This is a genomic window from Streptomyces sp. NPDC004561, from assembly GCF_053602155.1.
The window spans coordinates 1-14,764 of record NZ_JBSGDB010000211.1; the positions used below are offsets into that span (position 1 = coordinate 1).

The 14,764-nt window shown below is 71.9% G+C and carries 12 protein-coding genes and 1 pseudogene; 8 read left to right on the plus strand and 5 right to left on the minus strand.

The genetic code is table 11. The features are described from left to right. The 8 genes and pseudogenes from ACWEN3_RS25300 to ACWEN3_RS25335 all read left to right on the plus strand — a co-directional run. Positions 1-1,494 (plus strand): annotated as a pseudogene (locus ACWEN3_RS25300) (nitrate- and nitrite sensing domain-containing protein); the annotation flags it as partial. 9 nt (positions 1,495-1,503) lie between these two features. After that, positions 1,504-1,917 (plus strand): roadblock/LC7 domain-containing protein, encoded by a 414-nt coding sequence (locus tag ACWEN3_RS25305; protein WP_023546525.1) that lies wholly within the window; start codon positions 1,504-1,506, stop codon positions 1,915-1,917. Between the two features lie 111 nt (positions 1,918-2,028). Continuing rightward, positions 2,029-2,427: a DUF742 domain-containing protein gene (locus ACWEN3_RS25310; protein WP_190018688.1), complete on the plus strand. Its 399-nt coding sequence runs from the start codon at positions 2,029-2,031 to the stop codon at positions 2,425-2,427. Beyond that, the gene (locus tag ACWEN3_RS25315; RefSeq protein WP_356941722.1) at positions 2,408-2,983 is read left to right on the plus strand and encodes a GTP-binding protein; all 576 of its coding nucleotides are present in this window, start codon (positions 2,408-2,410) and stop codon (positions 2,981-2,983) included. The genes ACWEN3_RS25310 and ACWEN3_RS25315 overlap by 20 nt, the downstream gene beginning before the upstream one ends. Positions 2,984-3,357: 374 nt before the next feature. Next, positions 3,358-6,567, plus strand: coding sequence for a sensor histidine kinase (locus ACWEN3_RS25320; RefSeq protein WP_452975185.1), 3,210 nt, complete (start codon positions 3,358-3,360; stop codon positions 6,565-6,567). A gap of 10 nt (positions 6,568-6,577) precedes the next feature. Continuing rightward, positions 6,578-6,991 carry a roadblock/LC7 domain-containing protein gene (locus tag ACWEN3_RS25325; RefSeq protein ID WP_030948713.1) on the plus strand — a complete coding sequence of 138 codons (414 nt, stop codon included), beginning with the start codon at positions 6,578-6,580 and terminating at the stop codon, positions 6,989-6,991. A 94-nt stretch (positions 6,992-7,085) separates the two neighbouring features. Next, positions 7,086-7,655, plus strand: coding sequence for a DUF742 domain-containing protein (locus tag ACWEN3_RS25330; RefSeq protein ID WP_452975188.1), 570 nt, complete (start codon positions 7,086-7,088; stop codon positions 7,653-7,655). After that, positions 7,636-8,217, plus strand: coding sequence for a GTP-binding protein (locus ACWEN3_RS25335; protein WP_026248371.1), 582 nt, complete (start codon positions 7,636-7,638; stop codon positions 8,215-8,217). The genes ACWEN3_RS25330 and ACWEN3_RS25335 overlap by 20 nt, the downstream gene beginning before the upstream one ends. Positions 8,218-8,363: 146 nt before the next feature. Here ACWEN3_RS25335 and ACWEN3_RS25340 read toward each other — a convergent pair whose 3' ends face one another. The 5 genes from ACWEN3_RS25340 to ACWEN3_RS25360 all read right to left on the minus strand — a co-directional run bounded on the left by ACWEN3_RS25340 (position 8,364) and on the right by ACWEN3_RS25360 (position 14,635). Then, entirely contained in the window at positions 8,364-8,561 is a 198-nt protein-coding gene (locus ACWEN3_RS25340) for an acyl-CoA carboxylase subunit epsilon (RefSeq protein ID WP_452975192.1), read from the minus strand. Between the two features lie 57 nt (positions 8,562-8,618). After that, positions 8,619-10,214, minus strand: coding sequence for an acyl-CoA carboxylase subunit beta (locus ACWEN3_RS25345; protein WP_452975194.1), 1,596 nt, complete (start codon positions 10,212-10,214; stop codon positions 8,619-8,621). 154 nt (positions 10,215-10,368) lie between these two features. Continuing rightward, positions 10,369-12,672 carry a polysaccharide lyase 8 family protein gene (locus ACWEN3_RS25350; protein ID WP_452975197.1) on the minus strand — a complete coding sequence of 768 codons (2,304 nt, stop codon included), beginning with the start codon at positions 12,670-12,672 and terminating at the stop codon, positions 10,369-10,371. Positions 12,673-12,896: 224 nt separating this feature from the next. Next, complete coding sequence (locus ACWEN3_RS25355) at positions 12,897-13,658, minus strand: beta-glucanase (RefSeq protein WP_452975199.1); 762 nt, start codon at positions 13,656-13,658, stop codon at positions 12,897-12,899. Positions 13,659-14,419: 761 nt separating this feature from the next. After that, positions 14,420-14,635, minus strand: coding sequence for a hypothetical protein (locus tag ACWEN3_RS25360; RefSeq protein WP_452975202.1), 216 nt, complete (start codon positions 14,633-14,635; stop codon positions 14,420-14,422). Positions 14,636-14,764 lie beyond the last annotated feature (129 nt).

Below are 14,764 nucleotides of genomic sequence, written 5' to 3' on the forward strand. Positions count from 1 at the left end.
TGGACGATGGAGTTGTCCGGGGTCTGCTTGTTGTTGAAGAAGACGAAGTGGGCGTTGCGCGGCCAGGTCGGCTCCGGCCAGGGTCCCCGGGCAGCACTGCCCGGCGCGGGCCAGGGCGGCCGTCCGGGTGGCGCGCGTGGGCCGCAGGGCGGTCCCGGTGCCCCGCAGCGCCCCGCGGCCGGCTTCGGCTCGCAGGCGCCGGCCTCACCGCAGGGTCTGGGGGCCTCGAACCAGGGCGGGCAGCAGCAGGACGCCTTCGGCGGCCGTGCCGCGCAGCGCCCCGCCGGCCCCGCCGACCAGGGCCGCCAGCCCCAGCTGCCGCCGCGCGGCGGTCCGCGGGCCGAACTGCCCGGCGGCGACCAGCAGCAGCGCGTCTCGGGCTGGAGCGCCAACCAGGCCCCGCTGTCGCGTGCCTCGCTGGACGCCCCGCGCGGCCACGACGAGCAGGACCCGTCGGGGACCGCCCGCATGCCGCGGGTGGACGACCGGCAGGGCCCGGGCTCGACCGCCGAGATGCCCCGGATCGACGCTCACGGCCCGGCCGCCACGGGCGAGTTCCCGCGCCCGGAGCTGAACCAGGCCAACGGCCCGCAGAACACGGGCCAGTTCGCCCGCCCCGACGTCGCCCAGCAGACCGGCCAGTACCCGCGTCCCGACGCGGCGCAGCAGACCGGCCAGTACGCACAGCCCGAGAACCCGCGCCAGACCGGGCAGTTCGCCGGTCCCGACGCGGCGCAGCTGCCGGGCGGGTACGACCGTTCCGGCGGCCAGCAGGACACCGGGCCGTACGTCCGCTCCGACGTGTTCGGCACGCAGGCGCCGGGACGGCAGGACGACGGCGCCCGGAACTCCGGCCAGTTCGCGGCTCCGCAGGCGTACGACACGGGCTTCAACGACAACTCCACGGGCCAGCACGCCCTGCCCGGCCGCCAGAACCCGGCGCACACCGGTCAGTTCGAGCGCCAGCAGCCGGCCGGCCGTGACGAGTTCGGCGCCCCGCGCCAGCCGGCGCCTCAGCGTCCGGTCCGCCAGGAGCCGGAGGCGCTGCCGCCGGCCAGCGGCCCGGGTGACGGACGTACCCCGCTGTACGACACGCTGGAGACCAACTGGTTCCACGGCGCCGGACAGCAGCAGCAGGAGAACCGGCCCGCCACGCAGCAGCCGCAACCGCAGGCTCCGCAGCGTGCCGCCTCCACCACCGGCTCGTGGCGCACCTCGCCGAACGACGAACTCGTCCGGCAGGCCGAGCGAGTCCGGCAGCCCGCCGCGGGCGGGGTCACCACCTCCGGCCTGCCGCGCCGCGTCCCCCGGGCGAACCTCGTACCGGGCACGGCGCAGCAGCAACAGCACCAAGCCGGTCCGCAGGTCTCGCGTGCGCCTGACGACGTACGCGGACGGCTGACCAATCTCCGTCGGGGCATCGCTCAGGGCCGTCAGGCCGGCAGCGGCCAGACCGGCAGCTTCCCGAGCCCCACTCACCAGCAGGAGCGTTAGTTGAGTCCGATGAGCCAGGCGGCACAGAACCTGAACTGGTTGATCACCAACTTCGTGGACAACACCCCTGGTGTGTCCCACACAGTGGTGGTCTCCGCCGACGGCCTTCTGCTGGCGATGTCCGAAGGTTTCCCGCGAGACCGCGCCGACCAGCTCGCGGCCGTCGCGTCCGGTCTGACCTCCCTGACGGCCGGGGCGTCCCGGATCTTCGAGGGCGGCACCGTGGCGCAGACGGTCGTCGAGATGGAGCGCGGGTTCCTCTTCCTGATGTCGGTCTCGGACGGGTCGTCCCTCGCGGTCCTGGCCCACCCGGAGTGCGACATCGGTCTCGTCGGCTACGAGATGGCACTGCTCGTCGACCGCGCAGGTGCGGTCCTCACCCCGGACCTGCGCGCCGAACTCCAAGGCAGTCTGCTCCACTGACCGGCCCCGGCACCACCTACCTCACCAAACCACCGTCCGGCCGCCACAATCCCCCCACCGGCCCCGTCAGACGGCTTGACTGACCGACTTGCTGTCCCGCCCGGAGGATTCATGACCCCGCCCACCGCCCATCATGATCCGTACGCGGAGCCGTACGGGGACGAGGGCGACCAGCCGCTGGTACGGCCGTACGCGATGACCGGCGGCCGGACCCGGCCGCGGTATCAGCTCGCGATAGAGGCACTGATCAGTACGACGGCCGACCCGGCAGCGCTCATGGGACTGCTCCCGGAGCACCAGCGCATCTGCCATCTGTGCCGGGAGGTCAAGTCGGTCGCGGAGGTCTCCGCGCTGCTGTCCATGCCGCTCGGAGTGGCCCGGATCCTGGTGGCCGACCTCGCGGAGGCCGGCCTGGTCGCCATCCACCAGCCGGGTGGCGACGAGAACAACGGCGGCGCACCGGACGTGACGCTGCTCGAAAGGGTGCTCAGTGGACTTCGCAAGCTCTGACGCGGGCCGGGCCACCACCTCGGCGAAGATCGTGGTGGCGGGCGGCTTCGGCGTGGGCAAGACCACGTTCGTGGGCGCCGTCTCGGAGATCAACCCGCTCCGCACAGAGGCCGTCATGACGTCCGCCTCAGCCGGTATCGACGACCTCACCCACACCGGGGACAAGACCACCACCACGGTGGCCATGGACTTCGGCCGTATCACCCTCGACCAGGACCTGATCCTGTACCTGTTCGGCACGCCCGGCCAGGACCGGTTCTGGTTCATGTGGGACGACCTGGTCCGCGGCGCCATCGGCGCGGTGGTGCTGGTGGACACCCGCCGCCTGGCCGACTGCTTCCCGGCGGTCGACTACTTCGAGAACAGCGGCCTGCCGTTCGTCATCGCCCTCAACGGCTTCGACGGGCAGCAGCCCTACGCCCCCGACGAGGTGCGCGAGGCGCTGCAGATCGGGCCGGACGCCCCGATCATCACCACCGACGCCCGTCACCGCGCCGACGCCAAGAGTGCGCTGATCACGCTGGTGGAGCACGCCCTCATGGCGCGGCTGCGCTAGCACTCAAGTACGACGGGCCGTACGGCAGTTGCCGTATGCACACCGGAGCCGACTGTGGCCTTTGACACGGTCGGCTCCGGTGTTCATAACAGTTCGGCAGAGGAATCGCCCGGTATCGCCACGCGACGCGGTCGGCTGATGCCGCTGTGCTCACAAAAGCCCCGCCTTTTGGCGGGGCTCGTTCTTTATGACCGTTTTATCTATGACTTACAACGGTGCCGTCACAAGGTTTCCACTGTTTGGAAGTGCGCTGGTCCACGTGCTGGAATGCCTGAACTGCCCAATGGTCAATGACGTACAGAGTCGATGACGAACCGGGCTCTGAGAGACTGCGGCACGACGTAGGTGCCGACCGCCGAGAGGTTGTTGGTCGAGTGAGGCGAAGCAAGAACGGTCCCGAGCCGTCGGCACGGGGCAACTTCACCCCGCCGCCGCGCGCTGCGGCGCCCACCCCCGTGCCCGGTGCGGAGCCGGCGGCCACTCCCGCGCCGAGCGGCGGCCGCTTCTCTCCCCGGAACTGGCGGGTGCCCACCAGGCTGAACGCGATCCTGCTGATACCCGTGGCGGTCGGTCTCGTCATGGGCGGGTTCCAGGTGAAGAGCTCCATCGACACCTGGCAGGAGGCCCGCGACGCAGAGAGCACCGCCCGCCTGGTACGTGCCGCGCTGTCCTACGCCGACGCCCTCGAGAACGAGCGCGACGTCACCGCGGAACCGCTGCTGCTGAACAAGAAGGACGCCCAGAGCAAGGCGGCCGTCGACGACGCCCGCAAGGCCACGGACGACGCCGCCAACGCCTTCGACCAGGCGGCGCAGAACATGCCGAGCAAGTCGGGCGTGCAGCGCCGGCTGAAGCTGTTCCGCGAGGCCGAGCCGAAGCTGGTGCAGCTGCGGCAGGCCGCGTACACCTCCAAGCTGACCGGCGTGCAGACGGAGGAGGGCTACGTCGGGGTCTCCCACCCGCTGATGGAGTTCGCCAACGAGCTGGGCCTGGGCACCGGAAACATCACCTCCTACGGCCGTACCGTCTACGCGATGTCGCTGACCAAGGCGGCGCTGTCGCTGGAGCGGTCCATCGGCATGCACCTGCTGGTCAAGCCCGGTCCGGACGCCCCGAACCTCGCGACCCAGCGGGTCTCCCTCTCCTCGTACGCCTACCTCGAGCGCATCGCCGTGGAGGAGTACCTGGGCGGTGGCACCGAGGCCGACGCGCAGAAGCTGGCCGACGCGCAGAAGAAGATCAAGACGGACGCCGCCGCGGCCGCCGCGCAGGCCAAGCAGGCGCAGCCGACTTTCGTTCCGCCGCCGTCCAACCCGAACACCATGGTCTCGGCGCTGGCCACGCTGAAGGACACGAGCACGCTCACCCGTGAGGAGCTCGGCGCCAACGGCATCACCGCCGAGAACTGGTGGGCGGTCAACACGCTGAAGTACAAGGCCTACCGCCAGATCGAGTCGGACATGGCCGACAAGGCGGTGAACGAGGCCTCCGGCATCGCCGACGACGCCAAGACCTCCGCGTTCATCACCGGCGCCGTCGTCGTGATCGCCCTGCTCGCCGCGTTCCTGCTGGCCGGCCTGGTGGCCCGCCAGATGAGCCGCTCGATGCGCCAGCTGCGCAACGCCGCCTTCGGCATCGCCGAGCAGCGGCTGCCGATGCTGGTCGACCAGCTCTCCCGCACCGACCCCGGCCGGGTCGACACCCGGGTCGCCCCGATCCCGATCCACAGCAAGGACGAGATCGGCGAGGTCGCCCGCGCCTTCGACCAGGTCCACCGCGAGGCGGTCCGGCTCGCCTCCGAGCAGGCCCTGCTCCGTGGCAACATCAACGCGATCTTCACCAACCTGTCGCGCCGCAACCAGTCGCTGATCGAGGGCCAGCTGACCCTGATCACCGACCTGGAGAACAACGAGGCCGACCCGGACCAGCTGGAGAACCTCTTCAAGCTGGACCACCTGGCCACGCGTATGCGCCGCAACGGCGAGAACCTCCTGGTCCTCGCCGGCGAGGAGCCCGGGCGCCGCTGGGACCAGCCGGTCCCGCTGGTCGACGTCCTGCGCGCCGCCTCCTCCGAGGTGGAGCAGTACGAGCGCATCGAGCTGTCCGGCGTTCCCGAGGCCGAGATCCACGGCCGTGCCGTCACCGACCTCGTGCACCTGCTGGCCGAGCTGCTGGAGAACGCGACCACGTTCTCCTCCCCGCAGACCAAGGTCCGGGTCACCGCGACCCGTCTCCCCGACGGTCGCGTCATGATCGAGATCCACGACAAGGGCATCGGCCTGACCGCCGAGGACTTCGCGGACATCAACCACAAGCTGGCCAACCCGCCGACCGTGGACGCCGCGATCTCCCAGCGCATGGGCCTGTTCGTGGTCGGCCGGCTGTCCGACCGGCACGGCATCCGCGTCCAGCTGCGCCCCTCCGGCGAGCAGGCCGGCACGACCTCCCTGGTCATGCTGCCGGACGCGATCACGCACGGTGGTGGCGGCGAGGCGCGGCTGGACCGCGAGGAGTTCACCGTCTCGCAGATCATCCCGGAGCAGCAGTTCCAGGGTGAGAGCTTCAACCACGTGCAGCCGATGCGCACGGCCGCCGAACTCGGCTTCGACGACAGCCAGTACTCGGAGGTCCCCGACGACATCCGCGGGCTGGACCCGGTCGGCCGCTCCCTGATGCGCGAGGGGCGCCGCGCCGCCCTGGAGGCCCAGAACCACGGCCAGCCCGCCGAGCAGCACGAGAACGCCGAGACCGCCGCCTACGCGAACCCGGCCTTCGACGGGCAGCCCGGCGGCTACCCGGAGCAGCCCCGGCAGCCGTACGAGGAGCAGCCGCAGGCCGCGTACCAGGAGCCGTACCAGGAGACCTACTCCGAGTCGCCCTCGGCGTCGTACGAGGAGCAGTACTACGCTCCGGGCGGCGAACTGCCGCAGAACGACGGCTTCTCCCCCAACGGCGGTTACCCGGAGCCCTCGTACGCGGAGCCCGCCCAGAGCCCGTCGTACCAGGACGACTGGCAGCCGCAGAACGGCTACCAGAACGGCTACCCGGCCCATTACGCTCCGGAAACGGAATCCGCACAGGCCACTGACGCGAATGAGCGGAACCGCGTAGGCTTCGACCGTCCGGGAACGGCCTCCCCCGCCGCACACGAGCTGACCGACGCCGGGCTGCCCCGCCGCGGTGCCGCCGCGAGCGGTTCCCAGGGCGCCGGTGGCGCGAACGGCACGGCGCGCGTGCAGCAGGAAGCGCCGGCTCCCGCACCGGGGAACACGCCGGGGAGCAACGGCGACAGCGCCTGGCGTTCGGCGAACGACGAGCGGTGGCAGCAGGCCTCCCAGCTCCGGAAGCCGAAGGCGGGCGGGGTGACGGCCTCGGGCCTGCCGCGGCGGGTGCCCAAGGCCAACCTGGTCGAGGGCGCCGCGGAAACCACCCCCCAGGGAGGCCCCCAGGTCTCCCGCGCCCCGGAGGACGTCCGGGGCAGGCTGAGCAACCTGCGTCGAGGCGTCCAGCGCGGACGCAGCGCAGGCAGTGAAACGAACGGCCAGGGCTTCGGTCCTGACAGCACCTACAACCAGGAGCGTTAGTGTGAGCCCGATGAGCCAGGCGGCACAGAACCTGAACTGGTTGATCACCAACTTCGTGGACAACACCCCGGGGGTGTCCCACACGGTGGTGGTCTCCGCCGACGGACTCCTTCTGGCGATGTCCGAAGGCTTCCCCCGCGACCGCGCCGACCAGCTCGCGGCCGTCGCCTCCGGTCTGACCTCGCTGACCGCCGGTGCCTCGCGCATCTTCGAGGGCGGCAGCGTGAACCAGACGGTTGTGGAGATGGAGCGGGGATTCCTCTTCCTGATGTCCATCTCCGACGGGTCGTCCCTCGCGGTTCTGGCCCATCCGGAGGCGGACATCGGCCTCATCGGGTACGAGATGGCCCTTCTGGTGGACCGCGCGGGCACGGTCCTGACCCCGGATCTCCGTGCGGAGCTCCAGGGAAGCCTTCTCAACTAGTAATCGGACGGTGCGTATTCGCGTCCCGGGGCCGTAAGGTTTCGGGACGCGGCTCCACACGGATGGGTGCCCGGCACAGTCGGAGGAGGAGAAAGTGGCAACACCCCCAGGCGGTTCGCATTCGGGTAACTGGTCGTACGGCCCTGCCCAGGGCCAGAACGACGGTTCGGCGAACCGGTACAACTTCCCCTCCGCTCCAAGTCACCGGCAGCCGTACGCGCCGCAGGGCCCCGGTCCCTCGCCCTACGACCAGCCGCCGGCCCCCCGCATCCAGCCGGTGCAGCCGCAGCGCCGCCCCGAGCCGGCGCCCGCGACCGCATCGAACAACCCCCTGGTGCGTCCGTACGCCATGACCGGCGGCCGGACCCGCCCGCGCTACCAGCTCGCCATCGAGGCACTGGTGCACACCACCGCTGCTCCGCACCAGATGCAGGGCCAGCTGCCCGAGCATCAGCGGATCTGCAACCTGTGCCGGGAGATCAAGTCGGTGGCCGAGATCTCGGCCCTGCTGACGATCCCCCTCGGCGTCGCCAGGATCCTCGTCGCCGACTTGGCGGAGGCGGGCCTGGTCGCCATCCATCAGCCCGGCGGCGACGAGAACGCCGGTGGCCAGCCAGACGTGACACTGCTCGAAAGGGTGCTCAGTGGACTTCGCAAGCTCTAGCGGCGGTCCTTCCCGCTCCACCACCTCCGCGAAGATCGTGGTGGCGGGCGGCTTCGGCGTGGGCAAGACCACGTTCGTGGGCGCCGTCTCGGAGATCAACCCGCTGCGCACAGAGGCCGTCATGACGTCCGCCTCAGCCGGTATCGACGACCTCACCCACACCGGGGACAAGACCACCACCACGGTGGCCATGGACTTCGGCCGTATCACCCTCGACCAGGACCTGATCCTGTACCTGTTCGGCACGCCCGGCCAGGACCGGTTCTGGTTCATGTGGGACGACCTGGTCCGCGGCGCCATCGGCGCGATCGTCCTGGTCGACACCCGCCGCCTCGCCGACTGCTTCCCCGCGGTCGACTACTTCGAGAACAGCGGCCTGCCGTTCGTCATCGCCCTCAACGGCTTCGACGGCAACCAGCCGTACAACCCGGACGAGGTGCGCGAGGCGCTGCAGATCGGGCCCGACACCCCGATCATCACGACGGACGCCCGCCACCGCGCGGACGCCAAGTCGGCGCTCATCACGCTCGTGGAGCACGCGCTCATGGCCCGCCTGCGGTAGCCACGCGCGTAGTCCCCCGCGTCCCGTCCGGGGCGCGGGGATTCTTTTTTGCGCCCGCCGGCCGTGCGCGAGCGGCGGGCACGGACAGCACGAAGGGCCCCTCCATGGTGGTGGGGCCCTTCGTGCAACCGGCGGAGCGGCGCGAACTAGCCGTGCCAGCTGTTCGGGGCGCGGAATCCGCCCTCGCGCTCCAGGCGGCGCCAGCCGGCCTTCGCGCGGCCTCGGTGGGTCTGGACCGAAGGCGCCGGCTGGGCGGCGGCACGGGCCAGGAGGACGGCCGTGATGGCGGCGACCTCCTCGGGCTCGGCGTGGCCCTTCTCGACGCGGATGTCAGCGTTGCTCATGGGTGTCAGTCTCCGTGAGAGAGAGGTCCGCGGGGTTGCCGCGGCGGGTCCGCTCGGTTACTGCGGGGGGTTGCCGTGCTTCCGGGACGGGAGGTCGGCGTGCTTGCTCTGCAGCATCGCCAGGGACTTCACCAGGACCTCGCGGGTCTCGGCCGGGTCGATGACGTCGTCGACCAGGCCGCGCTCGGCCGCGTAGTACGGGTGCATCAGCTCGGCCTTGTACTCCTTGACCATCTTCTGACGCATGGCCTCGGGGTCCTCCGCCTCGGCGATCTGGCGGCGGAAGATGACGTTCGCGGCACCTTCCGCGCCCATCACGGCGATCTCGTTCGTCGGCCAGGCGTAGGTGAGGTCGGCGCCGATCGACTGGGAGTCCATGACGATGTAGGCACCTCCGTACGCCTTGCGCAGGATCAGCGAGATCCTCGGCACGGTCGCGTTGCAGTAGGCGTACAGCAGCTTCGCGCCGTGCCGAATGATCCCGCCGTGCTCCTGGTCGACACCGGGGAGGAACCCCGGCACGTCCAGGAAGGTGACGATCGGGATATTGAAAGCGTCACACATCTGGACAAAGCGCGCAGCTTTTTCGCTCGCCTCGATGTCCAGGACGCCCGCCAGCACCTGCGGCTGGTTGGCGATGATGCCCACGACCTGACCGTCCAGCCGGGCGAGGGCGCAGATGATGTTGCGGGCCCAGCGCTCGTGGACCTCCAGGTACTCGCCGTCGTCGACGATCTCCTCGATGACCTTGGCCATGTCGTACGGCCGGTTGCCGTCGGCCGGCACGAGGTCCAGGAGGACGTCGCCGCGGCGGTCCACCGGGTCGGACGGGTCCACCCGCGGGGGGTTCTCGCGGTTGTTCTGCGGGAGCATCGACAGGAGGTAGCGCACCTCCGCGATGCAGGTCTCCTCGTCGTCGTACGCGAAGTGGCAGACGCCGGAGGTCTCCGCGTGGACGTCGGCGCCGCCGAGCCCGTTCTGGGTGATCTCCTCGCCCGTCACCGCCTTGACCACGTCCGGGCCGGTGATGAACATCTGCGAGGTGTCGCGGACCATGAACACGAAGTCCGTGAGGGCCGGCGAGTAGGCCGCGCCGCCCGCGCACGGGCCGAGCATCACGCTGATCTGCGGGATGACACCGCTGGCCTTGGTGTTGCGCTGGAAGATGCCGCCGTAGCCGGCGAGGGCGCTGACGCCCTCCTGGATACGGGCGCCCGCGCCGTCGTTCAGGGAGACCAGGGGCGCGCCGGCCGCGATGGCCATGTCCATGATCTTGTGGATCTTGGTGGCGTGGGCCTCGCCCAGCGCGCCGCCGAAGATCCGGAAGTCGTGCGCGTAGACGAAGACCGTACGGCCCTCGACCGTGCCCCAGCCGGTGATGACACCGTCGCTGTACGGCTTCTTGGCCTCCAGGCCGAAGCCGGTCGCCCGGTGGCGGCGCAGCTGCTCGACCTCCTGGAAGGACCCCGAATCCAGGAGCAGCTCGATCCGCTCCCGGGCCGTCAGCTTGCCCTTGGCGTGCTGCGCCGCGGTCGCCTTCTCGCTGGGGCCGGCCACTGCCTGCGCACGGATCTCGTGCAGCTCGGCGACCCGTCCGCGCGCGTCCGTCGGCTCACCGGCCGGCTCACCCGTCGTCTCTTCCAAAACGGTCATGTAGCGACCTTACGAAGGACACCAAGGAAAGCGAGCCGTCGACTCCGTACAGTCTCCGGCCCGTTTTCCTGGTGCCAGTGAACAGAACCAGGGCGGCGTGCAGCCGTTCCGACTGCTCAGAGGGCACCGGCGTTGTAGGGGTGCCACAAAGCCGTTACCTGAGAGTCGCCACACATTCGTGGGTGGCACATGCCATCCCTGGAGTGACACGGACCCTCAGACGGCGGTCCGCCGGCAGGACCACGACGCCGTCGCCGGCCCGGTTCACCCCGCGCACGGGATGGTCCCAGACGATCTCCAGCGGCACTCCCGTGCGGGGCGGCTCGCTCACGCACAGGGTGGCCGTGCGGCCCCGGCGGACCAGGAGCACGCTCGCCGCCGCGGAGGCGGTCAGCTCCCCCACCGTACCGGCCCGCCAGAAGGTGGCGGCCGTGACGCCCGCGCCGGGCACCGAGACGGCCTGGCAGTCGGTGTCGTTGGCGAGGACGCGCAGCCAGTCCCGGTCGGCGGCGAGCGCGGCGGTGCGGGCGCGCGAGGCCCCGGGCAGCAGGACGTAGACGTACCCGGCGCCGGCCGGGTCGGTGCCGTGGTCGAGCCAGAGGGTCTGCCAGCGCCGGGTACGCCGTTCGGTGGTGCCGCCGGTGTTGATGTCGGCCCAGGCGCCGGTGCGGTCCTCGCGAAGGGTGCGCAGGGTGCCGCCGCCGGGCAGGAGCCAGCCGCCGTGGCCCTCCAGATGGGCCCAGCCCGGGCCGCGCGCGAAGGCCTGGGTGCCGCCCTCGCCGAGGTTGCGGTTGTCCACGACCGTCTCGACCGGGACGCCGTCGGCGCAGGTGATGCCGGCGCCGAGGCAGACCACGGCGTCGGGGAGGAAGAACCAGGACTTGCGGGCCTCCAGGGTGGAGCCGAGTCCCTTGAGGTGCTGGCCCACGGCCCCGTGCTCGCCGTCGGTGGTGCCGCCCACCCAGCGCACGTCCGGCTTCGGGGCGCCCCACTCGCCGCCCGCCCGGTCGGCGAGCCGTCTGGTGGACACCGTGGTGCCGGGCAGCCGGTACCAGTCGACGGTGGGCCAGTACCAGTCGGTGTATTGATCGGCCCGGCCGACGGGCCACCAGGAGAGCATGCCGGAGCCGGTGTGCCAGCCGCGCGGGTTCTCGCCGTTGCCGCACTCGTAGTGGGCGATGCGGTCGCTGGCCATGGACAGCGCGGCGGTGAAGCGCGGGCCGCGGTGCACGGCGCGGTCCATGGCCGGGAAGAGGCGGTGCCCGAGGGGTTCGGGGGCCGCGGGGACGGACGAGCCGGCGACGGCGTGCAGGCGCGCCAGGTCGGCCACGTCGAGCTGAGCGGACGTCAGGAAGGGTGTCACGGTGTCCCGTTCGGTCCATCCCTTCACCAGCCCGTGCCATCTCTCCCGCTCCGCCTCGCTCGCGGCGCCCGCGAGCAGGGCGATGGCGGCGATCAGGGCCTGCCCCTGGTAGTGGTCGCCGCGCATGAGGTGCGCGTCGTCGCCGCTCAGGCAACCGCGGCTGATGGCCCGGCCGTTGACGCAGTCCATCACCAGCCCGTCGTGGACGAACGGCGCGAAGGCGTGCTCGACGCCGTCCAGGACGTGCTGCCGGGCGGGGTCGGTGATCTCCCACGGCGACCCGGCGAGCAGGGTGAACAGCCGCCCGAGTCCGTCGAGCAGGACCTGGCCGTACGTCCCCGAGTAGGCGACCCAGGTGTGCTGGACGAAGGAGCCGTCGGCGTGGAGGCCGTCGCCCCGGGTGACGTACGGGAAGACGGGCGTGAGCGCGTCCCGGGCGAGGGAGATACGGCCGGCGTCCCGGCCGAGGACACCGCGCAGGGCGACACAGCGACAGAGGTCGACGCGGTTGGCGCCGGTGGAGGTGCCGGAGTAGCCGGTGAGCAGCGCGTCCGGCACGAAGTGGTCGACGGCCGCGCAGGCCGCCGCGACGCGCCCGGCGCCGAGGTGGTCGTACAGGGCGGCCGTGATGTCCATGAGGAGCCGTGGGCTGCCGATCTGCCACTCCCACCAGTTGCCGTGCCGGGTGGTGGAGGGGTTGTAGACGGTGGCGGAGAGGTGGTCGAGGCCCCGCAGTACGGCTTCGAGGAGGCCGGGGTCGCCGGTGACGCCCGTGGCGGGCTGAACGGCGGCCTGGGTCATGGTCCACAGCCGGCCGTAGCTGAGGGTGATCCCGCTCGGCGGGTCGAAGGGGAGACCGGGCCAGAGCGAGCCGGGCGCCGGGGCCATGCCGTGCTCGAACTCCCGCGCCTGGGAGCCGAGTCGGGCGAGGCGGGAGGCGTAGGGCTCGGCCCCGGGGTCGTAGCCCGTGCCGAGGGCGAGGGTGAGCCAGCGGTGGCGCAGGGCGTCGCAGGGATCGCGGGCCGCGCGGGCGCCCGGCGCCGCGGCGCCGGTGAGGGCGGCCGCCAGCAGCAGCGCGCGTCGGGTCATTCCCATGCGCGGGGTCCTCCAGTGCGCGGGGGTCCTCCGGCTCGTCGAGGCGCGACAGCGGGCGCGGCCGCGCGTCGGCGCCCGCGCCCGGAGCCGTGGGTGTGTCGGCGGGCCGGGTCGGGCGCCGCGGGGGCCGGCACGGGAGTACGGCCGTCCGGGGGCCGGGGGCCGACGGCAGGCGCGGCAGGCGCCCGGCACGTCCGGGCCGGGCCGTTTCCACGGGGGCGGGGTCACGTCACCGGTTCGCCGCCCACTGCCGTGGCCGCCTCGCCGGGCCGTCCGCCGTGTGCGGACGGACGCCGTACGACCAGACTGCTCACCTCGAACGACATCTCGGTCGTCCCGGGTGCGGGCGGCGGGTGGTAACGCCCCGCGCACACCGAGAGGTTGACGATGAGGTGGGCCCGCCAGGCGCGCCCCACGCCGCGGCCGTCGGCGAAGACGCGCGCGCCGTTCAGCCACCAGACCACGGAGCGGGGGCCGAACTCGGTGCGCAGGTCCACCCAGGCGCCGGGGCGGACGGCGTCGTCGTGGAGGTCGTGGCCCGCGTCGTGCACATGGTTGGTGAGTTCCAGCAGGTCCGGGTTGTCGGGGTGGTACTCGAAGACGTCGATCTCCTGGTCGCCGTCCCGCCAGGTCCAGACGGCCGGCCAGGCGCCGATCTCCCGGGGCAGCCGTACGCGGGTCTCCAGCACGTCTCCCGGCCGGACCATGAACCCCTGCGGACTGCCCTCGGTGGTCAGCAGGCCCGTGTTCCATCTGCCGTCCGGCCGGCGGGTGGCCCGGAAGACCCCCGAGCGGCTGTGATCGGCGTCGGGCACCAGGTGGTCCAGCTTGTCGTCGTCCGGATTGACCGGGCCGCCGCCCGGATAGGCCCACGAGCGGCCCGCGACCCACTGGGCCGTCGAGCCGAAGTCCGCCGTGAACACGACGTGGGGCACGGTCGGGCGGCGCGGGGCCGGCAGCGGGCCGCCCGATGTCGGTTCGTCCATGCCCGATGTCTCACCGGCTGAACGCCGGACATGCGCCCGCCCCCCGACTCGACCCCAGGATTGCCCCGTCCGGGTGAACGACCCGGCCCTTTCCGGCCCGTTCCGGCCGCTTGCAGGGTCTACGGCGGTCCGGCCATCCGCTCGTACGACCCGCTCCCTTGCGGCCGACCGGCCACCGTCCGGCGGCACGGTTCATGAACGCGGCGGGCCTAAGTGTCAGCCGTACGTCTGCTCCGGGCCGGCAGATCACCGACCCGGGGGTTGGGGCGGCGGCCCCGTCCATTCCGGCCCGGCCCGTCCACTTGCGCGATCTGCCGCGGACCGCCTGTCCACTCACGCGACCCGCTTCCTTCCGGCCGACCGGCCAACCGTCCGGCCGCACCATGAACGCGGCGCGCCCAACCAGCCGCACGTCTGCTCCGAACCGGCCGACCGCCGACCGCGGGGATCGGGGCGGGGGCCCGGTCCATACCGGTCCGGGCTGGCCGCTGTCCAGCCGCACAGTTCATGAGGGCGGCGGGCCATCGAGCCGAACGTCCACTCCGGTCCGGCCGGTCGCCGTCCGGGGGGGGCGGCCCGGTCCACTCCTGTCCGGCCCGTCCGCCGTCCAGGGGAACGACCCGCCCCTTCCCGTCCGGCCAACCGGCCGCACTACCCGCCTCAGCCCAGCCAACCGGCCGCACATCCGCCTCAGCCCAGCCAGTCGCCCGCACAGTCCGCCTCGGCCGGCCAACCGCCCGCGCAGTCCACCTCGCCTCGGTCTAGTCGGTCGTGCGGTCCATGACGCGGCGGGCCGCCTCGGCCTCTGCCGCCGGCGGGGACAGCTCGTCGAGGGTGTCGAGCTCGGTGTCCGCTTCCAGTTCCCGCTCCCAGGCCGCCGCGAGCTGCTCCTGCTCCTCGCGCGGCTTGGCGCCGACCGTCTCCCGGTGATCCGGGTCCAGGGCCTCGAGGAATCGTCCGACCGGATCCGTCGGCATACCGTGCTCCTTGTCGCGTGGAAGGGTGCCTCCTCGCCCAGCATGGCCAATCCGGGCGGTGCCGGCCTCCCGACACCGCCCGGGAACACCCTGATGGCCCGCCGCGCCCCCATATCGTGACTTCAAGTC